The organism is Streptomyces sp. NPDC090798, assembly GCF_044768965.1.
Classification (GTDB): domain Bacteria; phylum Actinomycetota; class Actinomycetes; order Streptomycetales; family Streptomycetaceae; genus Streptomyces.
Window position 1 is genome coordinate 117142 of sequence record NZ_JBIVXA010000006.1, and the last position, 24720, is coordinate 141861.

General features: G+C 70.3%; 20 protein-coding genes. 9 read left to right on the forward strand and 11 right to left on the reverse strand.

The window, feature by feature from the left end; genetic code table 11:
* Positions 1–20: 20 nt before the first annotated feature.
* The 3 genes from ACIQTP_RS15225 (at position 21) to ACIQTP_RS15235 (ending at position 2265) form a co-directional block, all read left to right on the forward strand.
* Positions 21–893: an LLM class flavin-dependent oxidoreductase gene (locus ACIQTP_RS15225; RefSeq protein ID WP_403400017.1), complete on the forward strand. Its 873-nt coding sequence runs from the start codon at positions 21–23 to the stop codon at positions 891–893.
* 38 nt (positions 894–931) lie between these two features.
* Positions 932–1393: a GNAT family N-acetyltransferase gene (locus ACIQTP_RS15230; protein ID WP_403400020.1), complete on the forward strand. Its 462-nt coding sequence runs from the start codon at positions 932–934 to the stop codon at positions 1391–1393.
* 92 nt (positions 1394–1485) lie between these two features.
* Complete coding sequence (locus ACIQTP_RS15235; protein ID WP_403400022.1) at positions 1486–2265, forward strand: class I SAM-dependent methyltransferase; 780 nt, start codon at positions 1486–1488, stop codon at positions 2263–2265.
* Positions 2266–2309: 44 nt separating this feature from the next.
* On the opposite strand, the gene ACIQTP_RS15240 is transcribed toward ACIQTP_RS15235, so the two are convergent.
* The gene (locus ACIQTP_RS15240; protein WP_403400024.1) at positions 2310–3458 is read right to left on the reverse strand and encodes a winged helix DNA-binding domain-containing protein; all 1149 of its coding nucleotides are present in this window, start codon (positions 3456–3458) and stop codon (positions 2310–2312) included.
* Positions 3459–3736: 278 nt separating this feature from the next.
* On the reverse strand, positions 3737–4072 hold the full coding sequence (locus ACIQTP_RS15245) for a DUF192 domain-containing protein (protein WP_403400026.1): 336 nt from the start codon (positions 4070–4072) through the stop codon (positions 3737–3739).
* Positions 4073–4678: 606 nt separating this feature from the next.
* Here ACIQTP_RS15245 and ACIQTP_RS15250 point away from each other — a divergent pair.
* The 4 genes from ACIQTP_RS15250 to ACIQTP_RS15265 all read left to right on the forward strand — a co-directional run bounded on the left by ACIQTP_RS15250 (position 4679) and on the right by ACIQTP_RS15265 (position 9827).
* Entirely contained in the window at positions 4679–5452 is a 774-nt protein-coding gene (locus ACIQTP_RS15250) for an isoprenyl transferase (protein ID WP_190172251.1), read from the forward strand.
* A 296-nt stretch (positions 5453–5748) separates the two neighbouring features.
* Positions 5749–7074 (forward strand): PhoH family protein, encoded by a 1326-nt coding sequence (locus tag ACIQTP_RS15255; protein ID WP_054235001.1) that lies wholly within the window; start codon positions 5749–5751, stop codon positions 7072–7074.
* Between the two features lie 495 nt (positions 7075–7569).
* A complete protein-coding gene (locus ACIQTP_RS15260; protein ID WP_402035312.1) occupies positions 7570–8256 on the forward strand; it encodes a transglycosylase SLT domain-containing protein in 687 nt (228 codons plus the stop codon).
* 134 nt (positions 8257–8390) lie between these two features.
* Positions 8391–9827, forward strand: coding sequence for an AI-2E family transporter (locus tag ACIQTP_RS15265; RefSeq protein ID WP_403400028.1), 1437 nt, complete (start codon positions 8391–8393; stop codon positions 9825–9827).
* 373 nt (positions 9828–10200) lie between these two features.
* Here ACIQTP_RS15265 and ACIQTP_RS15270 read toward each other — a convergent pair whose 3' ends face one another.
* Together ACIQTP_RS15270 and ACIQTP_RS15275 are read right to left on the reverse strand one after the other, a co-directional pair.
* Positions 10201–10734 (reverse strand): alkyl hydroperoxide reductase, encoded by a 534-nt coding sequence (locus ACIQTP_RS15270; RefSeq protein WP_101400409.1) that lies wholly within the window; start codon positions 10732–10734, stop codon positions 10201–10203.
* A 6-nt stretch (positions 10735–10740) separates the two neighbouring features.
* Complete coding sequence (locus ACIQTP_RS15275) at positions 10741–11295, reverse strand: peroxiredoxin (protein ID WP_054235005.1); 555 nt, start codon at positions 11293–11295, stop codon at positions 10741–10743.
* 214 nt (positions 11296–11509) lie between these two features.
* Here ACIQTP_RS15275 and ACIQTP_RS15280 point away from each other — a divergent pair, with 214 nt between their 5' ends.
* On the forward strand, positions 11510–12463 hold the full coding sequence (locus tag ACIQTP_RS15280) for a LysR substrate-binding domain-containing protein (protein WP_403400459.1): 954 nt from the start codon (positions 11510–11512) through the stop codon (positions 12461–12463).
* 22 nt (positions 12464–12485) lie between these two features.
* On the opposite strand, the gene ACIQTP_RS15285 is transcribed toward ACIQTP_RS15280, so the two are convergent.
* From ACIQTP_RS15285 to ACIQTP_RS15305, 5 genes are all read right to left on the reverse strand, one after another.
* The gene (locus ACIQTP_RS15285; RefSeq protein ID WP_403400030.1) at positions 12486–14819 is read right to left on the reverse strand and encodes an ABC transporter permease; all 2334 of its coding nucleotides are present in this window, start codon (positions 14817–14819) and stop codon (positions 12486–12488) included.
* On the reverse strand, positions 14816–15502 hold the full coding sequence (locus ACIQTP_RS15290) for an ABC transporter ATP-binding protein (RefSeq protein WP_403400032.1): 687 nt from the start codon (positions 15500–15502) through the stop codon (positions 14816–14818). Before ACIQTP_RS15290 ends, ACIQTP_RS15285 begins: the two co-directional genes overlap by 4 nt.
* Entirely contained in the window at positions 15499–16023 is a 525-nt protein-coding gene (locus ACIQTP_RS15295) for a PadR family transcriptional regulator (protein WP_067368291.1), read from the reverse strand. Before ACIQTP_RS15295 ends, ACIQTP_RS15290 begins: the two co-directional genes overlap by 4 nt.
* A gap of 825 nt (positions 16024–16848) precedes the next feature.
* The gene (locus ACIQTP_RS15300; protein WP_403400035.1) at positions 16849–17106 is read right to left on the reverse strand and encodes a hypothetical protein; all 258 of its coding nucleotides are present in this window, start codon (positions 17104–17106) and stop codon (positions 16849–16851) included.
* Positions 17103–18053, reverse strand: a complete 951-nt coding sequence (locus ACIQTP_RS15305) for an SPFH domain-containing protein (protein WP_402035322.1) — start codon at positions 18051–18053, stop codon at positions 17103–17105. Before ACIQTP_RS15305 ends, ACIQTP_RS15300 begins: the two co-directional genes overlap by 4 nt.
* Positions 18054–18422: 369 nt before the next feature.
* Here ACIQTP_RS15305 and ACIQTP_RS15310 point away from each other — a divergent pair, with 369 nt between their 5' ends.
* Positions 18423–20723, forward strand: coding sequence for a transglycosylase domain-containing protein (locus ACIQTP_RS15310; RefSeq protein ID WP_403400038.1), 2301 nt, complete (start codon positions 18423–18425; stop codon positions 20721–20723).
* Between the two features lie 63 nt (positions 20724–20786).
* Here the strand turns inward: ACIQTP_RS15310 and ACIQTP_RS15315 are convergent, their stop codons facing one another.
* Both ACIQTP_RS15315 and ACIQTP_RS15320 read right to left on the reverse strand, forming a co-directional pair.
* Complete coding sequence (locus ACIQTP_RS15315) at positions 20787–22250, reverse strand: catalase (RefSeq protein WP_403400040.1); 1464 nt, start codon at positions 22248–22250, stop codon at positions 20787–20789.
* A 133-nt stretch (positions 22251–22383) separates the two neighbouring features.
* Positions 22384–24549, reverse strand: a complete 2166-nt coding sequence (locus ACIQTP_RS15320) for a SpoIIE family protein phosphatase (protein ID WP_403400042.1) — start codon at positions 24547–24549, stop codon at positions 22384–22386.
* Between the last annotated feature and the right edge of the window lie 171 nt (positions 24550–24720).

Sequence of the window (24720 nt, forward strand, 5' to 3'; positions counted from 1 at the left end):
GGCATCGGTAGGAAGGCTCCATGACTGTTCTCGGCGTGGTGTTCCGGCCCCAACTGCCCCCCGAGCGTCTGCGGGCCGTCGCGCGCGCGGCGGACGACGCGGGCCTGGAGGAGCTGTGGCTGTGGGAGGACTGCTTCCTCGAAGGGGGCATCTCCGCCGCGGCGGCCGCCCTCGCCTGGACCGAACGGGTCCGGGTCGGAGTGGGACTGCTGCCCGTCCCGCTACGGAACGTCGCCGTCACCGCGATGGAGGCCGCCACGCTGCACCGGATGTTCCCGGGGCGCGCGATCCTGGGCGTCGGCCACGGCGTACAGGACTGGATGGGGCAGGTCGGGGCGCGTGCGGAGTCACCCGTGACACTGCTGCGCGAGCACCTCGACGCGCTGCGCGCGCTGCTGCGGGGCGAGCGGGTCAGCACGGACGGCCGGTACGTGAAGCTGGACGGCGTCGCCCTCGACTGGCCGCCGGCGGGGGCGCCGGGGGTGCTCGCGGGTGCCACCGGGCCGCGTTCGCTCCGGCTCTCCGGGGCCGCCGCCGACGGCACCGTCCTCACCGCCGCCACCGCGCCGGAAGGGGTACGGCGGGCACGCCGACTCATCGACGAAGGGCGGGAGTCGGCGGGCCGGACCGACCACCACCGGGTGGTCGTCTACCTCCACACGGCCACCGGACCGGACGCGGCGGCGCGGCTGCGCGCCGAGATCGAGGCGAACGGTGAGGATCCGCTGCCGGAGCACGGCGTCGCCGGGGACGCGGACGCGGTCGCCAAGGCCGTACAGGGCCTCGCGGAGGCCGGCGCCGACACCGTGGTCCTCCAGCCCACCGCCGACGAACCGGACCCCGAGGCCTTCGTACGGTTCGCGGCCCGAGAGGTCCGGCCACTCATCACGTAGGCGGGTCGTTGTCAGTACGCGCTGCCACACTCGGCGGTATGAGCGATGACGACGTGCGGCTGAGGGACGTGGTCGAAGCCGACCTCGCCATGTTCCTGGCCTACGAGCACGACCCAGAGGCGGCCCGGCGGTCGAGGTTCACGCCCCGGCCGCGGGACGCGTTCATGTCCCACTTCAGGACCAGGATCCTCGGCGACGACACCGTCCTCGTGCGGACGGTGACCGTGGGCGGTGAGCCGGCAGGGAACCTCGTCTCCTGGTGGGAGGGCGAGCGGCGCTTCGTCGGCTACTGGTTCGGCCGCCCGTACTGGGGCCGGGGGATCGGTACCAGGGCTCTGGCCCGCTTCCTTGAGCTGGAGAAGGTCCGCCCCCTGTACGCCGATCCCTTCACGGGCAACACCGCGTCCGTACGCCTCCTGGAACGGCACGGCTTCCAGCACCACGGGACCGTCCGCCACGGCGACGACGAGCACACCCTGCTCGTACTCCCTGGGGAGTGAAAGCACCTGTGACAAGCGTCCTGGCTCCCGGAATCCCGTCGCCCGGTGGAAATCGCCTCGCCTCCCCACCGCCCCGTTGAGAAGATCCCCCCATGACCACCACCCGTACCTTCGAAGACCTCGTCGACGAGGCCGTGGCCGCGCCCGTCGAGGGCTGGGACTTCTCCTGGTTCGAGGGCCGCGCCACCGAGGAGCGGCCCTCGTGGGGGTACGCGCGGGCGATGGGGGAGCGGCTCGCGCACGCGTCCGCCGCGCTGGACATCCAGACCGGTGGTGGCGAGGTGCTGGCCTCCGCGCGGACGCTGCCCCCGCTCACCGCCGCCACCGAGGGCTGGCCTCCGAACGTCGCGAAGGCCACCGCCCTGCTCCACCCCCGTGGTGCCGTGGTCGTCGCCTCTCCCGAGGACGTCCCGCTGCCCTTCGCGGACGGCGCCTTCGACCTGGTCACCAGCCGGCACCCGGTCACGACGCACTGGTCCGAGATCGCGCGCGTCCTGCGCCCAGGCGGCACGTACTTCTCCCAGCAGGTCGGCCCGGCGAGCGTCTTCGAACTCGTCGAGTACTTCCTCGGCCCGCTGCCGGAGGACGTCAGGAACGGCCGGCACCCGGACCGCGCCCGCGCCGCCGCCGAGGCCGCCGGGCTCGACGTCGTCGACCTGCGCGCGGAGCGGCTGCGCATCGAGTTCCACGACATCGGTGCCGTCGTCCACTTCCTGCGCAAGGTGATCTGGATGGTCCCCGGCTTCACCGTCGACCGGTACCGGACCGAGCTGCGTGCCCTGCACGAGCGGATCGGGGCGAAGGGCCCGTTCGTCGCCCACAGCGCCCGCTTCCTGATCGAGGCGCGCAAGCCGCGTCGTTTTCAGGGATAGCCGGGCACCCCGAGGTGTCCCTGACGAAGGGCTCACGTTCGGGCTCATGCGTGCGGGCCCGTCGTCACCCTCCCCACCACCAACTCCGCCCTCGCCTCCAGGATTTCACCCACCCGTTCCACCTGCTCCGCCAACTCCCGTTCCCGCGCCGCCGTCAGCCCTGCCAGCGGCTCCACGGTGACCGTCGTACGCCGTCCCCGGCGCCGCTGGTGCCAGACCCCGGCCACCACACCGTCGACCAGCAGCACGGGGAAGTTCCCGGCCTGGCCGCCCGCGAGGGCCCGCGCGTACGCCGGCCCGGGGAAGAGCACCTCGCGGGGCCCCGCGGCGATGGCGTACGCGTCGAAGTACGGAAGCAGCCGCACCCCGCGCACCGGCGTCCCCGGAAACGCCGTGTCGCCCGCCGCGACCCATGCCGGCCCCTCGAAGTCGACCTCCTCGATGACCCCCCTACCCGCCAGCGAGGCGAACAGCTCCGTGGCCCAACCGCGCGGAGCCGCCGCCCACTTGGCGAACCGCCCCGGCGTCGCCGGTCCGTACGCGCGCAGATAGCGCCCTACGAGCAGGGCGAGCCCCTCGTCGGCGGCGAGCGGCTCGAAGTGCGGGGGCCGGGTGTACGTCGCCTTGCGGCCCCGGTCCGGGGCGAAGCACAGCGCGCCGCGCTGACCCGCCCGGTGCATGACCTGCCGCCAGCGCGGCCACATGCCCTGGAACGCGGGCATCACCAGGTCCCCGGCCCAGGACCCGGTGCGCGCCACCACCTCGTCGCTCAACTCGTCGATGGTCAGCCGCGCGCCGTCGAGGGCGTCCCCGATCGCCGCCACGATCTCGTCCGCCTGCCCCTCGGTGAGCCGGACGGCGGGCGCGAAGGGGCTCCGGCCGGACGGGATCGCCGTCAACGCGGCTGTCCAGAGGGGAAGTTCCGCGGTGGGGAGCAGGTGTACGGTGCCGCGCGGGCCGTACGTCTTCACCAGCGACCCGTCCTCCCAGAGCGCGGCGCGTACGTCTGCCCGCGTGACTCCCTCGGCGCGTACGCCCACCGACACCTCGGCCGCCGACAGGACTTGCGCGTGCGCGCCGAGCATCGCGCCGACGACATCGGCGACCGCGCTCCCGCCGCGCGCCGGAACGGCCAGGAACTGGCGTTCCATTCGGCGTGCGCTCGCCTCGTCCCATGTGATCTTCGGAGTCATGCGGCGAAGGTAGGCGGTAATGAGGTCAGATCCTGTCCGCTGGAGCGCCCGGGAACCGATTGACCGAAAACACCCTGATGCGACCTGTCATGGGTGAGATGTCCGTCCGCATGACGGACTTCTGCACAGGGTTTCCGCATCGTTATCGGGCGTGGATCGACTGGGGTGTTCGCCTCACATAAGTTCAGACCAAGGTAATTCGCGTGAGCAAAGCTGCGCGTGTGGCACCGCGCGGTGGAGGGGGCTGCGCGGTGCCGCGCCTCCTGCCCGACGTCACGTCACCGGTCGTGCACCATGACCTGAGCTCCGCGCCGTACGCCCCATCCCTCCATCGCACCGGCCTCCGCCTCCAGAATGTGGCGGGAGCGTGGACGGGGGCGCCCCATGCGCCCCGGCTTCATCGTCCGCACCGCCAGGACGCGGAACTTCCGGTCCAAATAGGCGACGTCGATCGCGAACCGCATCCCCAGGGTGTGGACCGCACCGGCCGGAGAGAGCAGCAGGGCCCCGTCGATCCCGTCGCGCCCGAGCAGTCCACGGCGCCGGGCGCGGGCCGACATGGCGACCTCCAGCGGCACCGGTGCCGGGGTCCCTGGAGTGGTGAGCGTGGCCATGGGTGCGAAGTTAGCGGCGCCGTCAAGCGGGCGACACCGACGCGCGTCACTCTCCCGGAGTACGTGGGGCGAGTCGGCAGGGAAGGCCCAGTTGGTCGCAAACCCTCTGGATCTCTCCGTTTACCTCTCCATTCCCTTTGAATCCGCTGTGATTCGGCCATGATCAAGCCCTGAATGAGAGGTTCCGAGGCCACCGTGGCGTCGCCGTCCGGTTTCGGAGAGTAGTTGTGGCACGCCGATGCACGCAGCATCACTTACGAAGGGTTATGGTGGAAACCCCCCCTCGGGCCGGTCCGTCTCCCCCCCACGGACCGGCCCGTTTTTTGTGCCCCCGCACCCCGCCCCACCGCCGCCTCGGCCTGCGCCCCCGTGCGCCCCCCTGGCCCCCGCGACCGGCCTTGGTGACGCAGCGCCCCCACCCCGTTCACCGGTATCGAGGAGGCGCCGTTGCTTTCCTCCACCATGATCGACCGGACAGGCCCTTGCCGGAGCGTTGGTTTCGCGGGGGTAGGCTTCGCCCCCGGGGACCGTCATATGGACAGGGGTTGCGCTGAGCGAGGCCGCTCTGCCGCGCCCGTCCGATCCGCACGGAGGGGCTGACAACACGTGAACCTGCGGGACAACCTGCGCCGGCTGCTGCTCAGGTTCTACACACGCAGGGTGGAGGGCCACCTCGACCACGACCAGGTGCCCAAGCACATCGGCGTCATCATGGACGGCAACCGGCGCTGGGCGAAGGCGGCGGGCAGTACGGCCGCCCAGGGGCACCGCGCCGGCGCCGACAAGATCGAGGAGTTCCTCGGCTGGTGCTCGGAGACCGATGTCGAGGTCGTCACCCTCTGGCTGCTGTCGACGGACAACTTCGACCGCCCCGAGGACGAGCTCGTCCCCCTGCTCGGCATCATCGAGGGCGTCGTACGCACCCTCGCCGCCGACGGCCGCTGGCGCGTGCACCACGTGGGCACGCCGGACATCCTGCCCTCCCAGATGCAGACCGCGCTGAAGGAGGCCGAGGAGGCCACCGCGCACGTCGACGGGATAGTGGTCAACGTCGCCATCGGCTACGGCGGCCGTCAGGAGATCGCCGACGCCGTGCGCTCCATGCTCCTCGACGCCGCCGACAAGGGCTCCTCGATCGAGGACATCGCCGAGTCGGTGGACATCGACCTCATCGGCAAGCACCTCTATACGAGTGACCAGCCCGACCCCGACCTGGTGATCCGCACCAGCGGCGAGCAGCGGCTGTCCGGATTCATGCTCTGGCAGACCGCCCACTCGGAGTACTACTTCTGCGAAGTCTTCTGGCCGGCGTTCCGCAAGGTCGACTTCCTGCGCGCCCTGCGTGACTACGCGGCGCGACACCGCCGCTACGGAGGCTGACCCAGGGGGTGCGAGGGGCGCGCGTCATCCGGAGTTAACGAACGCGTGGTCACATGGTCTTGCATGGCCGCGCATGTTCGAGGGCATAAGCCATGCAGGTCGACGCCCGAACCACGGGTGTCGTATCTCAGCGGACGGCACGGGGCCGTCCGCCCGGGAGGCCCTTTGCACCAGCCCGACCGTGCGGTCAGTACGGACGAGACGGAGGGCCGGTCTCCGGCCCGCGCAATGCGGCCAGGACCGGTCCAGCTCCTCTCCGTCGCTCCCCGACCTCATCCGAGGGGGTACGTCCTTCCGTGGTGACCAGCACAAAGCGCCACAAGCCCGACCGGCGCACCTATGTTCTCGACACCAGCGTCCTGCTGGCCGACCCGAACGCCCTGAGCCGCTTCGACGAGCACGAGGTCGTGCTTCCGATCGTCGTGGTGACGGAACTGGAGGCCAAGAGGCACCATCCGGAACTCGGCTACTTCGCCCGGCAGGCTCTTCGCCTGCTCGACGAGTTCCGGGTGCGGCACGGCCGCCTCGACTCCCCCATCCCGATCGGGGACCTCGGCGGGACCGTACGCGTCGAGCTCAACCACTCGGACCCCAGCGTCCTGCCCAGCGGGTATCGCCTGGGGGACAACGACTCCCGCATCCTCGCGGTCGCCCGCAACCTGCAGGCCGAGGGGTACGACGTCACCGTCGTCTCGAAGGACCTGCCGCTCAGGATCAAGGCCTCGTCCGTCGGCCTCCTCGCCGAGGAGTACCGCGCGGAACTGGCCATCACGGGCTCCTCCGGCTGGACCGGAATGTCCGAACTGACCCTGTCCGGCGAGCAGGTGGACATCCTCTTCGAGGAGGGACACGCGTACGTCCCCGAAGCGGCCGACCTGCCGGTGCACACCGGCCTGACGATCCAGTCGGAGCGCGGCAAGGCCCTCGGCCGTGTCACCTCCGAGGGCAACGTCCGGCTGGTGCGCGGCGATCGGGAGGCCTTCGGCATCAAGGGCCGCAGCGCCGAGCAGCGCATCGCGCTCGATCTGCTGCTCGACCCGGACATCGGGATCGTGTCGATGGGCGGCCGGGCCGGCACCGGCAAGTCCGCGCTCGCGCTCTGCGCGGGTCTGGAGGCCGTGCTCGAGCGGCGCCAGCACCAGAAGGTGATGGTCTTCCGGCCGCTGTACGCGGTGGGCGGGCAGGAGCTCGGCTATCTGCCCGGCTCCGAGTCCGAGAAGATGAGCCCCTGGGCGCAGGCGGTCTTCGACACGCTGTCGGCGGTCACCTCGCGCGAGGTCATCGAGGAGGTCACCGCGCGCGGCATGCTGGAGGTCCTGCCGCTCACCCACATCCGCGGCCGCTCCCTGCACGACGCCTTCGTGATCGTGGACGAGGCCCAGTCACTGGAACGGAACGTGCTGCTGACCGTTCTGTCCCGCATCGGCGCCAACTCGCGGGTGGTTCTCACCCATGACGTGGCACAGCGGGACAATCTGCGCGTCGGCCGCTACGACGGCGTGGTCGCCGTCGTGGAGAAGCTGAAGGGTCATCCGCTCTTCGCGCACGTGACGCTGAACCGCTCCGAGAGGTCCCAGATCGCGGCACTTGTGACCGAAATGCTGGAGGACGGACAGATCTGACCCACCTGGTTCCATCTGGCTCTGTCTGACTCCGTCTGGAGTCGCCTGAGCCCATCTGGATCCATCTGGCACCACTTGACCCGGTTGGTCAAAACGTGGTGGATGCACGGTAGTTGACGCCGCCCGGCAAAAGGCGAAGAGCCTAGCCGGGCGGCGTCTTCGTGCGCGCTTGTTTCCGCAAAACTCCTGGGGCAAACGGGGTGTGAGCTTTCACACGCAACTGGGAATTGCCTCGCGGCGCCGGGTTACGGCAGAGTCTCATTCCTGTCAGGCCCCGCATACGACACACGTGTACCCCCAGCGGTACCGCACCTCAGGAACACCAGAACTCCATAGAGCCGTCGTATGCCGCCCGCGCACCACGCGGCACTTCCGTCACGGGAGTTGCCCACCGGGCCCGTGCCTCCCGTGACCCCGCAGTTGGGAGGCCAGCGTTCAGGGGCACGATTGCGTCCGCGAGGGTCACCTAAGCGGGCGATGCTGGAAGGAAACCGTGTGAGCCGGATTTCGGTCCGGGGACTCGCAGTGGCCTCGGCCACCGCGGTCACCGCTGTCGGCGCCGTGAGTGGTGTTGCCTCGGGCAGCACTGGCCAGCCGTCGAACGACGCCGAGGCGACGGCGAGTGACTCGACTCTCCTCGCGGACATACCTGCGGGCCAGCAGGCCCAGGTGCAGACCGCGTCCCTGACGCAGCAGGCCGACGCACAGGCCATCGCCGCGGACGCGAGCGCCAAGAAGGACGCGGAGGAGGCTGCCCGCAAGCAGGCGGCCAAGGACGCGGTCGCGAAGCAGCAGGCCGCGGCGGACGCCAAGAAGCGCAAGGAAGCCGCGGAAGCGGCCAGCCGCTCCGAGACGCGTGCCGCTGTCAGCCTGGCCCCGCAGTCCTCGTACACCGTCGCCGAGGTCCAGGCCATCGCGCGCCAGATCATCCCCAGCGGTCAGTTCCAGTGCTTCAGCAACATCGTGGACCACGAGTCCACCTGGAACTACAGGGCCCAGAACCCCTCTTCCGGCGCCTACGGTCTCGTGCAGTCGCTGCCCGGCAACAAGATGGCGTCGGTCGGCGCCGACTGGCAGACCAACCCGGCCACGCAGATCAAGTGGGGCCTCAACTACATGAACGACCGCTATGGCAGCCCCTGCGGCGCCTGGTCGTACTGGCAGGCACACGGTAACTACTGAGCCGTCGTCACCTCCGGCCGCTCAACCTTTCGAAGCCCCTCCCCGTCCTAGGGTGAGGGGCTTCGGCCATGTACGGTCGGAACCGACGACTCCAGGGGGGAGTGGTGGGGAGAAGCGGGGGAAAAGGACAGATCATGTCGCGAGTGCCAGGGTTGCTCGGCCGGCTCGGCGCCAAGCTGACCGAGCTGGGTGCGCGGTTGGACGAGCGCCGCGCCGAGGTGGAGAAGGAGTCGGGGGGTTCGCTCGACCTGAGCGACGAAACCGACGACCGGTCGCCGCGCGGCTCGACGACGACGGTACGGCCGGACGCGGGGCCTGTCGCACCCCCTGCCGACGCCGCTCCCGAACGTGAACCCGGATCCGAATCCGAGTCCAGGCCCTCCGCGACCCCCGCCCCCGCCCCCGTTCCCCACTACACCCATGGGCCGGAGAAGGACACTCGGCCCGATCCCGTCCTGGCCGTGCCGTGGGGCGTACGGGTCGCGGCCGAGGCCAGTTGGCGGCTGCTCGTTCTCGCGGGCACCCTCTGGGTGTTGATGCGGGTGATCAGCGCCGTACAACTGGTCGTACTGGCCTTCGTCGCCGCGCTGCTCATCACCGCGCTGCTTCAGCCGACCGTGGCGCGCCTGAAGAGAGTGGGATTCCCCCGGGGCCTCGCCACCGCGCTCACCGCGATCCTCGGCTTCGTCATCATGGGGCTGGTCGGCTGGTTCGTGGTCTGGCAGGTCCAGGAGAACATCGACAACCTCTCGAACCAGATCCAGGACGGCATCGACGAGTTGCGCAAGTGGCTCCTCACCAGCCCGTTCCATGTGACGGACAAGCAGATCAACGAGATCGCCAAGAACCTGCGGGAGGCGATCGGGGCGAACACGGACCAGATCACGTCGGCGGGGCTGGAGGGCGTGACGGTCATAGTGGAAGCGCTGACCGGCATCCTCCTGACGATGTTCTCGACGCTCTTCCTCCTCTACGACGGCAAGCGCATCTGGGAGTGGACGCTGAAGCTGGTGCCGGCGGCGGCGCGGCCGGGGGTGGCCGGGGCGGGGCCCCGCGCGTGGCGGACCCTGACGGCCTATGTGCGCGGCACGGTGATAGTGGCTCTGATCGACGCGATCTTCATCGGCCTCGGCCTCTACTTCCTGAACGTCCCCATGGCCGTGCCCCTCGCCGTCTTCATCTTCCTCTTCGCGTTCATTCCGCTGGTGGGCGCGGTGATGTCGGGGGCGTTGGCGGTGGTGGTCGCGGTGGTGACGCAGGGTGTGTTCACCGCGCTGATGACGCTGCTCGTCGTGCTCGCGGTCCAGCAGATCGAGGGCCACATCCTCCAGCCGTTCATTCTGGGGCGGGCCGTGCGGGTGCATCCGCTGGCGGTGGTGCTGTCCGTCGCGGCGGGTGGGCTGGTCGCCGGGATCGGCGGGGCCGTGGTGGCGGTGCCGCTCGTGGCGGTCACCAACACGGTGGTCGGATACCTGCGTTCGTACTCCCGCGAGCCGGGGCTGCGCCATGCGCCGGAGCCGCGGGGCGCCACGGCGATGGATGTGGCCCCGGTACGCCCCCCATCGCCGTGACGATTCCACCCCACCCCGGGCGGCTACGGCCTGCACCCACAGTCCCCCGCGTCCCCGCCTGCCCGTTGTCTTTTGGCCGACGGCCGGTGGGGGCTGGTCGCGCAGTTCCCCGCGCCCCTGGGGCGGGGCTTCGCCCTGCATCCCCCCGCCCGCCCGTTGTCTTTTGGCCGACGGCCGGGAGGGGCTGGGCGCGCAGTTCCTCGCGATCCTGAGGGGCCTGGCCGGCGTTTGAGGACGAGGCCGTTCAGGCCGATGGGGGTCTGGGGGCGGAGCCCCCAGGTGGGGATGGGACGGGTAGGGGCGGCGGGGGCGAGAAAGCCAAGGCCCCGCCCACCCGGCAGGGGTGAACGGGGCCCGAGAGAAGCGGCGGAGGCTACTCCGCGAGAACGGCTTCGGCGTCCAGGGTCGTGGCGACCGCCTGGATCACGGAAGCGATCTTGAACGCCTCCTGGATCGTCTCCCGGTCGACGCCCGCCTTGCGGAGCACCTGCTCATGGGAGTCAAGACACTGACCGCAGCCGTTGACCGCGGACACCGCCAGCGACCACAGCTCGAAGTCGACCTTCTCGACGCCGGGGTTGCCGATGACGTTCATCCGCAGACCGGCCCGCAGGGTCCCGTACTCGGGGTCCGACAGCAGGTGCCGCGTGCGGTAGAAGACGTTGTTCATCGCCATGATCGCGGCAGCCGACTTGGCGGCGGTGTACGCCTCCGGCGACAGCTGAGCCTTCGCCTCCGGCTCCAGCTCCCGCAGCACCCGCGGCGACCGCGCCGCGATCGCACACGCCAGCACCGTCCCCCACAGCTGCTGCTGCGGAAGGTCCGAGTTGCCGATGACCGAGCCGAGGTTGAGGCGCAGGTCCTTCGCGTAGTCCGGCAGGGCGGACTTCAGTACGTCGAGGGCCATGGAGGGTTACTCACCCGCCAGGAGCGCCACCGGGTCGAGGGTGTTCTCGCCCTTGGTCCAGTTGCACGGGCAGAGCTCGTCCGTCTGGAGCGCGTCGAGGACCCGCAGGACCTCCTTGGGGTTACGGCCGACGGAACCGGCGGTCACCATGGAGAACTGGATCTCGTTGTTCTGGTCGACGATGAACACCGCACGCTTGGCGAAGCCGTCCTCGCCCTCGATGCCGAGGTCCCGCATGAGCTCGTGCTTCGAGTCGGCCATCATCGGGAAGGGCAGGTCACGCAGATCGTCGTGGTCCTTGCGCCAGGCGTGGTGCACGAACTCGGAGTCGCCGGAGAAGCCGAGCACCTGGGCGTCACGGTCGGCGAACTCGTCGTTCAGCTTGCCGAAGGCCGCGATCTCGGTCGGGCACACGAAGGTGAAGTCCTTGGGCCATGCGAAGATCACCTTCCACTGACCCTCGTAGGTCTTGTGGTTGATCTGCTGGAACTCCTCGCCCTTCTCCAGCGAGACACAGGCGGTCAGATCGAACTCGGGGAACTTGTCACCGACAGTGAGCACACGCTCTCCTTGCAGCGAGGAAAAGCCCTTTTGGGGGCGTTTCCCGGGGGTTGGACGAGCCTGATGTTGGCACACGCTGCATTGATTACGGAAATAGCTACACTCGGTCGTGTTGATCGACTGCGACTATCAGTGACTATGAGTAAGAGGTGCGGCCATGGCCAGCCCGATGGGCAAGCCGAGCTCCAAGGGGCCCACGAGCGGCAAGGGAACCATGAGTCCCAAGGGGAACGGGCGCCGTCAGCCGAGCCTCGCCCAGCTGCGCGCCTTCGCCGCCGTGGCCGAACACCTGCACTTCCGTGACGCGGCCGCCGCGATCGGCATGAGCCAGCCCGCGCTGTCGGGTGCGGTCTCCGTCCTGGAGGAGACGCTCGGCGTGACCCTCCTGGAGCGTACGACCCGCAAGGTGCTGCTCTCACCCGCTGGCGAGCGTCTCGCCGTACGCGCGAAGGCGGTACTGGACGAGGTCGGCGCGCTCATGGAGGAGGCGGAGGCGGTACGGGCACCGTTCACCGGGGCGCTGCGCCTCGGCGTCATCCCCACCGTCGCGCCCTACCTCCTGCCCACCGTCCTCAACCTGGTCCACGACCGCTACCCGGACCTCGACCTCCAGGTCCACGAGGAGCAGACCGCCAACCTCCTCGACGGGCTGACCTCCGGCCGTCTCGACCTGCTGCTGCTCGCCGTTCCTCTCGGCGTGCCCGGCATGACCGAACTCCCGCTGTTCGACGAGGACTTCGTGCTCGTCACCCCGCTCGACCACTCGCTCGGCGGCCGGGAGGGAATCCCCCGCGAAGCCCTGCGCGAGCTCAACCTGCTCCTGCTCGACGAGGGGCACTGTCTGCGCGACCAGGCCCTCGACATCTGCCGGGAGGCGGGCCGGGAGGACGCGCCGGTCACCACCACGGCGGCGGGCCTGTCCACCCTGGTCCAGCTCGTCGCCGGCGGCCTCGGCTGCACCCTGCTGCCGCGTACCGCCGTCAGGGTCGAGACGACCCGCAGCAACCAGCTCCTCACCGGCTACTTCGCGGACCCGGCGCCGACCCGGCGGATCGCACTGGCGATGCGCGCCGGGGCCGCGCGCGGCGGCGAGTACGAAGAACTGGCCGCGGCGCTCCGAGAGGCGCTGCGACCGCTGCCGGTACGGGTGTGGGACCGGGACGCCTGAGCGTCCCGGCCCACGGGCACCGTCACTCGGTGCGCAGTCCGTCCGGCCGCATCAGCCGCAGCAGCGGCGGCAGACTGAGCAGGGTGACCAGCAGGACCACGCCGGCGCCGATGCCGGCCATGGACAGCACGCTCATCCAGTCCAGGCGGACCGAAGAGCCGGTCATCTTCAGCAGCACCGAGCCCAGGGTCAGGCCCACCGTCGACGCCAGCGCCAGCCCCAGCCCGATCGGGATCGCCGTCTGCCACAGCACCGACAGGCTCAGCGTGCGCCGCCGGGTGCCGAAGGCGACCAGCGCCGACAGCAGCTTCTTGCGCTCGCGCAACTGCTCCAGCTGGGAGACCAGCAGGCTCGCGCCGATCAGCAGGAGGACACAGGTGGCGCCGACGAGCAGCCCGGTGCGGATGGACCGGAACTGCTTCGACTGCTCGCTGGCCGCCAGAGTGAACACGTTCGCCAGCGGATCGAGGCGGGCGGCGGTGTTGCGCGCGTGGTCGGTGGCGTCCGGCACCGACCGGTCGAGGGTGACGAACACCTTCTGGTTCAGGCTTTCCGCCGCCGCCGCGGGCAGCGCGCCCGAGGTGATGAGCAGCCCGCCGCGCGCATAGCCCGTCGGGTCCTCGCGCGGCCCCGCCGTCTTCATGCCGGCAGGTACCTTCCAGGCCGCCGGGTGGGTCTCCATCCCGTCGTACGACGGGCCGAAGTAGAGGGTGCTGCCCGGCTGGGCGAGTTTTTTCGTCTCGCTTCCGTAGTCGCCGCCGAGGATCGAGAAGACGTCACCGTCCTTGCACGAGGTCAGGCGTGCCACCTCGCGCAGTTCCGCGCAGCTGCCGGCGGCCACTTCCAGCTCGTTGTCCGGATTCTTCGCCCGGTTGCCGAGCGAGGACAGCGAGACGGCCGAGGCATGGCGCACGCCCTCGGTCCGTGCGAGCTCCCGCCCGGCCTCGCCCAGCTGCACGTCGCCGCGCAGGGAGACCTCCATCTGAGCCCGGTTCAAGTCGTTGGCGGTCTGCTTGGTGTAGTCGCCCTCGACCCCGGCGAACAGCATCTGCAGCGCGATCGCCCCGGCCACCGCGACCGCGATGCCGTTGACCATGCGGGCGGCCGTACCACTGCTCAACTGCAGCCTGCGCACGGCCAGTTGCCAGGCGACCGAGCCGGAGTTCAGCCGGGCCACGACGGCCTCGACGACCCACGGCAGCAGCGCGGTGACGCCGACGAGCAGCAGGACCGTGCCGCCGATCACCAACCACTGGTTGAAGTTTCCGTTGCCGTTGCCCTGGCCGATCATCGGGTAGAGCATCCCGAGGCCGCCCAGCGGCAGCAGCAGCCGCCACCACAGCCGGCGCCGCGGCGGCCTGGTCGTGCGGACCACGCCGAGCGGCTCGATGACGACCCCGCGCAGCGCGAACAGCGTCACCAGGACGGCCGCGGCCGGTACGGCGACGGCGACGAGCACGGCCAGCGCAGCCGACGGATTGAGGTCGCTGGGGAACACGCTGATGTTGCGCACCTTCAGCAGCCCCGCCAGCTGACGCCCGGCCAGGAAGAAGCCGGTGCCGAGGACGAGCCCGAGCAGCGCTCCGGCGAGTGCCTCGCCGCCCGCGATCCGGCGCACCATGCGTCCGTCCGCGCCGACCAGCCGCAGCGCCGCGAGCCGGCGGTCCCGGCGCTCGCCGCCGAAGCGCACGGCCGCCGCGATGAACACGCCGACCGGCATCAGCAGCACGATGAAGATCATCAGGACGAGCAGGAGCAGCACCGGGTCCAGCGGCTCCGACTTGTTCCCGGCGGCGGGCCCGAAGTAGGTGATGCGCTCGACGTTGCCGCCGGCCAGCTGGTTCTCCAGCCCGTCGGCGCCCGCGTAGTAGGCGAGTTCGGCGGGTCCGACGAGCCCGGACTGCCCGATGGTGCCGGTGACCCGGTAGGGCAGGCGGTCGCGCAGCAGCTTGCCGGAGCCGGACTTGAGCAGGCTGTCCAGCGCGGGGGAGACGACCATCTCGCCCTTCGCGGGGAACTTCCCGACGCCCGGCGGCAGGGGCGCCCGAGCGCCGTCGGGCTCCAGGAGCCGGCCGCGTACGTCGTCGTCGCGGAACGTCGTGTCGGTGCGGGCGATGACGAGCGTGTCGTCCGCCTTCGGCAACACCTTCCCGTTGTACGTGAAGTCGTCCCGCGAGCTGCTGCGGTCGTTGCGCACGGACAGCGCGTTCGGTATCGCCGTCGTCAGCAGCAGCAGCGCCACGCCGAGCCCCACGCCGACCGCCGTCAGCAGCGCCCGGACCCACCCTTCGCGTCCGCCGGTGAAGGCGAACCGGACCCCCATGGCAAGATCCCTGGACCACTGACCCAGTTTCATACGATGCGCTCCATGTCCCTGGACTTGCCGTCCCGTACGACGATCTCGCGGTCCGAGTAGGCGGCCACCCGTGTCTCGTGCGTGACCAGCACGACCGCCGCGTTGGTCGACCGGGCCGCCTCCGTGAGGAGTTCCATCACGCGCTCGCCGTTGAGGGAGTCGAGGGCGCCGGTGGGCTCGTCGGCGAAGAGCACGCGCGGGCTGGTGACGAGGGAGCGGGCCACGGCGACCCGCTGTCCCTGGCCGCCGGATATCTCGCCCGGCCGCTTGCCCTTGAGGTCGTCGACCTCCAGCCGTTCCATCCAGGACAGGGCGGTTCGCTCGGCCTCCTTGCGCCCGGTGCCGTTGAGCCGCAGCGGGAGGGCGACGTTCTCGACGCAGGTCAGTTCGGGAACGAGCTGCCCGAACTGGAACACGAACCCGAACTCGCTGCGCCGCAGCGCGCTGCGCTGGGCGTCGTTCATGGTCGCCATCTCCTGGCCGTTGTAGACGATGGACCCGGAGTCCGGTGTCACGATGCCGGCCAGGCAGTGCAGGAGGGTCGACTTGCCGGAGCCGGAGGGGCCCATCACGGCGACGACCTCGCCCGGGTGGATGGAGAACCCGGCGCCGTCGAGGGCGCTGGTGGGGCCGTACGCCTTGCGCAGGTCGTGGGCCGTGAGCAGGGAGCCTGCGGGGGTCATCGGGTTACCGCCTCGGCGAGTTTTTCGAGGCGCGCGGCGGTGAGCTCCAGCCACCGCAGGTCGGCCTCCAGGTGGAAGAGGGCGTGGTCGCAGATCAGCTGGTCGGCGAGGTCGCCCTTGCGCTTGCGGTCCGTCAGGATGCGCATCATCCGCAGGTGCTCGGACCGCTGGGTGTCGAGGATCTCGGACGCGTCCCGGTGAGTGAGCAGCGCGAGGACGACCTTCGTGTAGAGGGTCGACTGCAGATACGGCTCGGGCTTCTCCGGCGTCGCGAGCCACTGCTGTACGTCGGTGATCCCGGCGTCGGTGATCGCGTACCGCTTCCGCTCCGGGCCGCCGCCCGCCTCTATCCCGTCTACCTCGACGAGTCCGTGCTTGAGCAGCCGCGACATCGTCGAGTAGACCTGGCCGTAGTGCAGCGGCCGGTCGTGACCGAACTTCTCGTCGAAGGCCCGCTTCAGGTCGTAACCGTGACGGGGCCCGGACTCCAGGAGTCCTAGGAGGGTGTGACCGATGGACATGCCGAGCACTCTACACACGGCGTATACATCGCACGTATACACGCTGCGAATAGATCATGGTGAGCCCTGCGTCCGTGCAGGTCACCTCCGATTGTCACGGTTCCGTCACCACGATTTCCTCGCCCCCGCCGCCCCTACCCGTCCCATCCCAGGGGGCTCCGCCCCCGGACCCCCTTCATCGCCCTGAACGGCCTCGTCCTCAAACGCCGGACGGGCTGAAAGAAGCGGGCCGGGACGGGTGAGGCACCGGCCTTCGGCCTCCGTCCTCAAACGCCGGACGGGCCGCACGGCGCGGCCCCCTCCCGAACGTCGCACGGACCGACACTTCCAGCACCGCAAGGAACCGCGCGACGGACCCCCCGGGCCCGCAGTCAAAGAACCACCCCCGCCCCTCCAGGGGCGCGAGGAACTGCGCGACCAGCCCCCACCGGCCCGCAGTCGAAGAACCACCCCCGCCCCTCCAGGGGCGCGAGGGACTGCGCGACCAGCCCCCACCGGCCCGCAGTCGAAGAACCACCCCCGCCCCTCCAGGGGCGCGAGGAACTGCGCGATCAGCCCCCACCGGCCCGCAGTCGAAGAACCACCCCCGCCCCTCCAGGGGCGCGAGGAACTGCGCGATCAGCCCCCACCGGCCCGCGGTCAAAGAGCCACCCCCGCCCTTCAGGGGCGCGAGGAACTGCGCGATCGGCCCCCACGGGCCCGCGGTCAAAGAGCCACCCCCGCCCTTCAGGGGCGCGGGGAACTGCGCGATCAGCCCCCACCCACCCGCAGGCGGCAGACCCACCCGGGGGGCCGGGGGCGGAGCCCCCAGGGAGGGGGTGGGGTCTACTCCTCCGGTTCCCCCGTCGCGGAAGCGGGCCGCCCCCGTCGAGGAATCGGCCCCGCCCCACCCGGCAACCGCCCCGCCTCCGCGAGCGCCCGCCGCAGCAGATACTCGATCTGCGCGTTCGCCGAGCGCAGCTCATCCGCCGCCCACCGAGCCAGCGCTTCATGGACAAGCGGATCCAGCCGGAGCAGAACCTGCTTGCGCTGCTGCGGCGGTGGCCGACGCTCGGGGTCCGGCCCCCCGGAGGGATCCGTCACTGGTAGAGGGACCCCGTGTTCAGGACGGGCTGCGGAGCCCGGTCACCGCACAACACCACCAACAGGTTCGACACCATCGCCGCCTTCCGCTCGGGGTCCAGCTCCACAATGTCCCGCTCGGTGATCCGGGCGAGCGCGGCCTCGACCATCCCGACCGCCCCGTCCACGATCTCCCGCCGCGCCGCGACCACCGCCCCGGCCTGCTGGCGCTGGAGCATCGCGGAGGCGATCTCGGGAGCGTACGCGAGATGCGTGAAGCGCGACTCGATGATCGAGACCCCGGCCGCCTCCACACGCGCGTGCAGTTCGACGGCGAGCTTCTCGGTGATCTCCTCGGCGTTGCCGCGCAGCGAGAGACCGTCGGCGTCGTGGGCGTCGTAGGGGTACTCGATCGCGATGTGCCGCACCGCCGCCTCGGTCTGCGTGGCGACGAACTCCAGGAAGTCGTCGACCTCGAAGGTGGCCTGCGCGGTGTCCTCGACCCTCCAGACCACGACCGCGGCGAGCTCTATCGGATTGCCGTAGGCGTCGTTGACCTTGAGGACGGCGGTCTCGTGGTTGCGTACCCGGGTCGAGATCTTCGTGCGGGAGGTGAGGGGGTTGACCCAGCGCAGCCCGTCCTGGCGGATCGTCCCCCGGTACCGCCCGAAGAGCTGGACGACCCGCGCCTCCCCGGGCGCCACCGTGTTCAGCCCGCACATCGCGATGAACGCGGCGAGGCCGATCAGGATGCCGGGGACGATCAGCGCGGCCTTGGCCCCGCCGGCGGCGACCGTCGTGGCGGCCGCGATCAGGCCGGCGCCGAGCAGCAGCCCGACCAGTCCGAACAGCAGCGCGAGCCCGCCGCCGATGCTGTGCGCGGCGAACTCCCGTACCCGAGGATCGGGCATCCGCGGCACATCCGCGAGAGGGGTGGAGTCGCTGGGAGTCGAGTCGTGTTCCGGCATTGGTGCCCCCGTTTTCGTACGGCGGAAGCCCGTATGACCCCCACCCGTCCAAGGCCGTCCAGGCCTATCTAAGTGATATCACTTTACCCGGCATGGCAACCGTCCACCCCTCCAGCTCGTCGGTTGAGATGGGGCGGATGAGATGGGGCGGGTGAGAAGTCCTGAGTAGTACGTGCTGATTGTCACGTCCGCAAAAGACCGGATCGACAGCCCTTTGTCATAGCACGTGGTGTTAGTTTGCTGAGCTGACCTCAGCGGCGAACCTGTGTGACGCGCGAACACGAACGCGACACCCGAGCGCGTGAGTGAACGCGGCAGGACACGCGTACAAGAGAGCGCGACACGAGAGCGAGCGGAGCGGACGCAGCCATGGGACGAGCGGAAGAGAGACGAGCGCGGCAGCACGGTGGCCGCCGCGCGGCGGCCATGCCCTCGTCCGGAGGGAAGCCCCGCCGCACCGGCATACGCCGGTTCGTGAACTGGAAGACGATCCTCGGCACCTTCCTGGGCTTCTGTCTGCTCGGCATGGGCGCCTTCATCGTGCTCTACATGGTCGTCTCCATACCCAAGGGCAACGCGGACGCACAGCGTCAGAGCAACATCTACAAGTACAGCGACGGCAGCACGCTCGCCCGCACGGGCAAGGTCAACCGCGAGATCGTCGGCCTGGACAAGGTGCCCAAGGACGTCCAGAAGACCTTCGTCGCCGCGGAGAACAAGTCCTTCTACAAGGACGCCGGCGTCGACCTCAAGGGCACGGCCCGCGGTCTGATCAACACCCTGTCCGGCAAGGGCAAGCAGGGTGGTTCGACGATCACCCAGCAGTACGTCAAGAACTACTACCTCACCCAGGACCAGACCGTGACGCGCAAGCTGAAGGAACTGGTCATCGCGCTGAAGGTGGACCGTCAGCAGACCAAGGACGACATCCTCGCGGGCTACATCAACACCAGCTACTACGGCCGCAACTCCTACGGCATCCAGGCGGCGGCCCAGGCCTACTACGGCAAGGACGCGAGCCGCCTCACGGTCGAGCAGGGCGCGTACCTCGCCTCGCTGCTCCAGGCCCCGAGCCAGTACGACTGGGGTGTCGCCACGCCCACCGGCAAGCGGCTGGTCACGGCCCGCTGGAACTACACCCTCAACAACATGGTCGAGGAGGGCTGGCTGTCCGCCGCCAAGCGCGCGACCATGAAGTTCCCGTACCCGCAGGACCCCAAGGGCGTGCCCGGCATGGAGGGCCAGACCGGCTATCTGGTGGACGCGGCCAACAGCGCGCTGGCCAACCGGCTGGTGGCCAAGGGCGCCGCCGCCAACTACGAGGACGCCAAGGCGCTGGTCGACGCGGGCGGCTGGACGATCACGCTCAACATCGACAAGAAGAAGCAGACGCAGCTGGAAGTCGCCGTCAAGACCAAGCTCACCGGCAAGCTGGACGCCAAGAAGCGCAGGGTCGACGGCGATGTCGAGGCCGGTGCCGCGTCCGTCGACCCCAAGACCGGCAAGGTCGTGGCGATGTACGGCGGCGAGGACTACTTCAAGCACTACGTGAACAACGCGACCCGCCGTGACTACCAGCCCGCCTCCACCTTCAAGCCGCTGATCTTCGCGGCGGCCCTGGACGAGCAGGCCAAGACGCAGGACGGCCAGGACATCACGGCGGACACGGTCTACGACGGCACCAGCGGTCGCTCCGTCAAGGGCAGCAGCATCGGCTTCGCGCCGCCCAACGAGGACGACCAGAACTACGGCGACGTCACCGTCCAGACCGCGATGAACAAGTCCATCAACTCCGTCTTCGCGCAGATGGGCGTCGACGTCGGAATGGACGAGGTCCTCAAGGTCGCCGGCAAGCTCGGCATGGACACCAAGGGTATGCAGGCGGTGCCCGCGCAGACCCTCGGCACCATGGGCGCGAGCCCGCTGGAGATGGCGGGCATCTACGCGACCCTCGACAACCACGGCCGGAAGGTCACCCCGGCCCTCGTCGCCTCGGCCGAGCACAAGGACAGCCAGGTCGACTTCCCGAACCCGATCGGCGACCCGGCCATCAGCTCCCAGGCGGCCGACACGGTCACCTCGGTGCTCACCGGCGTGGTCAACGACGGTACGGCCCAGGTCTCGGTGGCCCAGGCGGTCGACCGCAACGGCCAGCAGGTCGCGGGCAAGACGGGTACGTCCGACAACAACAAGTCGGCCTGGTTCACCGGGTACACACCGAACCTGGTCACCTCGGTCGGTCTGTTCGGAGAGGTCCCCAAGGACCGCAAGGACAGCAGTGGCAAGGTGGTCAAGCAGGGTACGCAGGTCTCCCTGAAGGGCGCCGCGGGCGGCGGCCGTGTCAACGGCGGCGGCTTCCCGGCCCAGATATGGGCGGCGTACACCTTCAACGCGATGGGCAGCGTCAGCACGTTCGACCTGGACACCACCCAGGGCGCGGCGATGGCGCCCACCACCACGCCGACGATCAGCGAGACGCCGAGCGAGACACCGTCGCAGACCCCGACCACCGAGCCGCCGACGAGCGAGCCGCCCACCACCAGCGCGCCGCCGACCCCGACGTCCGAGCCCCCGACCACCCCGGCGACGACACTCCCGATCACTCCGACGGGGACCCCGACCGACGAGATCACACCAGAGGACCCGTTCAACCCGAACAACCAGCAGTGACCGACAAGGGCGCGAAGACCGGTACGGCCGGTCTTCGCGCCCTTGTCGTGCGTTCCGGAGTGTTCAGCCTCCGTTGACGTTGTGGGCGATCCGGTCGCCCAGTTCCTTGTCGATGTTGCGCCAGTACTGCAGGGCGCGGTCCAGGACCGGGCGGGAGACGTCGGCCTTCAGGTGGCCGCTGACGTTCGAGACCAGACGGTCGCGGGCCGCGTCGTCGAGGACCTGGCGGACCATCGTGCCCGGCTGGCCCCAGTCGTCGTCCTCGCGGTGCGGCTTGTACGCCTCGCGCACCAGCTCGCCCGTGGCCTCCCAGCTCGCCGGGTCGCCGAAGCGGGAGAAGTCGGCCGCGGGGCCGCCGTAGGAATTGGGCGCGTACGGACGGGCCGCGAGCGACGGCTCGTAGCGCATCGGGCCGTCCTTGGCGTACGAGTTCACGGGGGCGTGCGGGCGGTTCGGAGGCAGCTGGGCGTAGTTCGGGCCGATCCGGTACCGGTGTGTGTCCGGGTAGGAGAACAGCCGGCCGAGCAGCATCTTGTCCGGCGAGGGACCGATGCCCGGCACCAGGTTGGACGGTTCGAAGGCGGCCTGCTCGATGTGGATGAAGTAGTCCTCGGGATTTCTGTCGAGGGTCATCCTGCCGACGTCGATCAGCGGATAGTCCCCGTGCGGCCAGACCTTGGTCAGGTCGAAGGGGTTGAAGCGGTAGTCCGCCGCGTCCTCGAACGGCATGATCTGGACCTTCAGGCTCCAGCTCGGCGCGTTCCCGGACTCGATCGACTCGTACAGGTCCCGGCGGTGCTTGTCCGCGTCCGACCCGGCCAGCTCGTCGGCCTCCGCCTGGGTGAGGAAGTCGATGCCCTGGTCGGTCTTGAAGTGGTACTTCACCCAGAACTTCTCACCGGCGCCGTTGATCCACATGTAGGTGTGGGACCCGTAGCCGTTCATGTTGCGGTATGTCTTCGGGATGCCCCGGTCGCCCATCAGCCAGGTCACCTGGTGTGCGGACTCGGGGGAGAGGGTCCAGAAATCCCACTGCATGTCGTTGCTGCGCAGCCCGGTCGCCGGGTGGCGCTTCTGCGAGCGGATGAAGTCCTGGAACTTGATCGTGTCACGGACGAAGAAGACCGGGGTGTTGTTGCCCACCAGGTCGTAGTTGCCCTGCTCGGTGTAGAACTTGAGCGCGAAGCCGCGTGGGTCGCGCCAGGTGTCGGGCGAACCCTGCTCGCCGGCCACGGTGGAGAAACGGGCCAGCATCTCGGTGCGTTTGCCCGGCTGGAAAAGGTCGGCCTTGGTGAACTGGCTGACATCGTTGGTTACTTCGAAGAACCCGTATGCGCCACTGCCCTTGGCGTGCACCACCCGCTCGGGGACCCGCTCCCGGTTGAACTGGGCCATCTTCTCGATGAGGTAATGGTCCTGGAGCAGGATCGGGCCGTCGGAACCGACGGTCAGCGAGTGTTCGTCGCTCTCCACCGGAATACCGACGTTGTTCGTCGTGTACGGAGCCTTCTGGGGTGCCTGCGTCACGAGCGTCCTCCCGTCAAGAAGAGAGTCGTCAGATCGCCTCGCTCACCTCAGCAGTCAACTCTGCCGACAGGATGTCGGCAACCGGGCCGCCGTGGGGCGAGGTGGATCGCGTACCCCTCCGCTCCCCGTCCATTCAGCCCCGGTTCAGTTCGAACCAGACCACCTTTCCGGTGCTCAGACGCGTGGCGCCCCACCGTCTGGCCAGTTTGTTGACCAGATACAGGCCACGACCGCCCTCGTCCGTGGCGCGCGCCTGCCGCAGCCTGGGCAGCTGCGGGACGTCGTCGCCCACCTCGCAGCGCAGCACGTCCGTGCGCAGCAGACGGAGGGTGACCGGGCGTGACGCATAGCGCACGGCGTTCGTGACGACCTCGCTGACCAGCAGCTCCACGGAGTCGCTCATGTCCTCCAGGCCCCAGCGGGACAGCGCCCGGCGGGCCAGGCGCCGGGCCCGCCCGGGGGCCGCGTCCTCCGGCTCCAGGTGCCAGTACGCCACATCGCTCGGCGCGATCCCGTCGAAGCGGGCGGCGAGCAGCGCGATGTCGTCGTCCCGGTCGCCCGGACCGAGCATGTCCAGCACCTCGTCGCAGAGCGCTTCCAGCGGCGGTGGATGGTCCGGGCCGGTGAGCTGCGCGGTGGCGGCGAGCTTCTCGCGCAGCTGCTCTATGCCGGTCCACACGTCCCTGAGGCGCGACTCGACCAGGCCGTCCGTGTACAGCAGGAGCGTCGCCCCGGCGGGCGCGTCCAGCTCGACCGCCTCGAAATCCACTCCTCCTACGCCGATGGGAGCGCCCGGCGGCACCCGCAGCACCTCGGCCCGGCCGCCCAGGTGCAGCAGCACCGGCGGCGGATGGCCCGCGTTGGCGATGGTGATCCGGTGCGCGACCGGGTCGTAGACGGCGTACAGGCAGGTCGCCATGCGGTCGGTGCCCAGGCGCTGGGCCTGCTCGTCCAGGTGGTGCAGTACCTCCTGCGGGGGCAGGTCGAGCCCGGCGAGGGTCTGCGCGGTGGTGCGCAACTGGCCCATGATCGCGGCCGAGGTCATCGAGTGGCCCATGACGTCACCGACGACGAGGGCGACGCGGCTGCCCGGCAGCGGGATCGCGTCGTACCAGTCGCCGCCGACCCGGGCGGTCTCCGCGGCCGGCAGATAGCGCGAGGCAAGCCGCACTCCGGTGGGGCGCGGCAGGGTCTCGGGCAGCATGGTGCGCTGCAGCTCGTCGGCGATGTACGCCTCGCGGCCGTACAGCACCGCCTTGTCGATGCCGAGCGCGCTGTGCGTGGCGAGCTGGGCCGCGACCAGCAGATCGTCGGTCTCGAACGCCATCCGCTCGGGGCGGCGCACGAAGAGCGCCGCGCCGATCACCCGGCGCCGCCCGCGCAGCGGGGCGAGGATCGCGCGCTGGCCGGTGGGCACGATCAGTTCGTCGCCGAGCAGCTCGGGCAGCGCGGCCCGGGCGGCGGGCGCGTCCGCGAAGACCGGGCGCACGCCGCGCAGCACCTCGGCGAGGGCGCCGCCCGGGCGCACCTCGCACAGCTCGGCCGTCATCGCCGAAAGCTCGTTCGGCTCGGGCCGCAGCGCGGGCATGAAGCCGTTCTCGGTGTCCCGCTCCTCGGGGATCCGGTCGGTGCGCCGCAGCCGCAGGACGAGGGGCCCGGTGGGCCGCTCGTCGCCGACCGGCAGCGGGTCGCGCAGATAGACGAGGATCGCGTCCGAGAAGGTCGGCACGGTGGCCCGGCACAGACCCATGACGATCTCGTCCAGGTCGATACCGCGGGCGATCCGCCGGGTCGCCGCGCCCACGAAGCGCAGCCGGTCCCCGTCACGCCGCATCGGCATCGGGCCCGCGTGCGGCAGCCCCTGCCCGGTACGCCGGTCCGTGCCCGTGGAGTTCCCGGACGGCCGGTCGCCTTCCATGCCCGGCTGGGCCGGGATGCCCTCGGGAGCCGGGCGCGGGCGGTGCGCGTCGGGCTCGCTGGCCGAGGGCTGGGAGTGTTCGGGCCCGGGGGAGGCGGGCGGCGGCGTGGACGCGCCGGTGCCCGAGGGCGACGGCGTGTCGGTGCTCGCCGACGCCTGGGTGGCTGACGATCCGTGCTGGCCGCAGGGCGTGCCCGGATCGGAACCGGTGGGGGCGTCGCCGGTGCGGGCGGGTTGTGCGGGTAATGCGCCGGGCGCGCGCAACGGCTCCGGGGTACGCAGGAGCGCCCCGCGGGGGTCCGCGGGGGTGGAGGGCCGGCCGGCGCCGCTCTGGCGGCGCTCGTGCGAGGTGGGGTGCTCCGTCACGCGTGTCGAATCCATCCGTCCGGGGCTGCGCGCCGTGCGTGCAGTTCGTCCCGCAGCCCCGATACCCGGAATGTGTGTCCCGGGAACGGAATCTGCGCGTCGTCAGGACGGGGCCTGCCCGTCGCCGACGTGAACGCCGTCGTCGGGCCGAACGCCCTGTGCGGCCCGGCGGGCCGTCCGCCGACC

Excerpts from the sequence above, each read along its gene's own strand:
- ACIQTP_RS15225 (WP_403400017.1), top strand. The coding sequence starts at position 21 with ATGACTGTTCTCGGCGTGGTGTTCCGGCCCCAACTGCCCCCCGAGCGT.
- ACIQTP_RS15295 (WP_067368291.1), bottom strand. The coding sequence starts at position 16,023 with ATGTCCATCGGTCACACCCTCCTAGGACTCCTGGAGTCCGGGCCCCGT.
- ACIQTP_RS15230 (WP_403400020.1), top strand. The coding sequence starts at position 932 with ATGAGCGATGACGACGTGCGGCTGAGGGACGTGGTCGAAGCCGACCTC.
- ACIQTP_RS15235 (WP_403400022.1), top strand. The coding sequence starts at position 1,486 with ATGACCACCACCCGTACCTTCGAAGACCTCGTCGACGAGGCCGTGGCC.
- ACIQTP_RS15305 (WP_402035322.1), bottom strand. The coding sequence starts at position 18,053 with ATGCCGGAACACGACTCGACTCCCAGCGACTCCACCCCTCTCGCGGAT.
- ACIQTP_RS15290 (WP_403400032.1), bottom strand. The coding sequence starts at position 15,502 with ATGACCCCCGCAGGCTCCCTGCTCACGGCCCACGACCTGCGCAAGGCG.
- ACIQTP_RS15265 (WP_403400028.1), top strand. The coding sequence starts at position 8,391 with ATGTCGCGAGTGCCAGGGTTGCTCGGCCGGCTCGGCGCCAAGCTGACC.
- ACIQTP_RS15285 (WP_403400030.1), bottom strand. The coding sequence starts at position 14,819 with ATGAAACTGGGTCAGTGGTCCAGGGATCTTGCCATGGGGGTCCGGTTC.
- ACIQTP_RS15240 (WP_403400024.1), bottom strand. The coding sequence starts at position 3,458 with ATGACTCCGAAGATCACATGGGACGAGGCGAGCGCACGCCGAATGGAA.
- ACIQTP_RS15270 (WP_101400409.1), bottom strand. The coding sequence starts at position 10,734 with ATGGCCCTCGACGTACTGAAGTCCGCCCTGCCGGACTACGCGAAGGAC.
- ACIQTP_RS15310 (WP_403400038.1), top strand. The coding sequence starts at position 18,423 with ATGGGACGAGCGGAAGAGAGACGAGCGCGGCAGCACGGTGGCCGCCGC.
- ACIQTP_RS15245 (WP_403400026.1), bottom strand. The coding sequence starts at position 4,072 with ATGGCCACGCTCACCACTCCAGGGACCCCGGCACCGGTGCCGCTGGAG.
- ACIQTP_RS15320 (WP_403400042.1), bottom strand. The coding sequence starts at position 24,549 with ATGGATTCGACACGCGTGACGGAGCACCCCACCTCGCACGAGCGCCGC.
- ACIQTP_RS15280 (WP_403400459.1), top strand. The coding sequence starts at position 11,510 with ATGAGTCCCAAGGGGAACGGGCGCCGTCAGCCGAGCCTCGCCCAGCTG.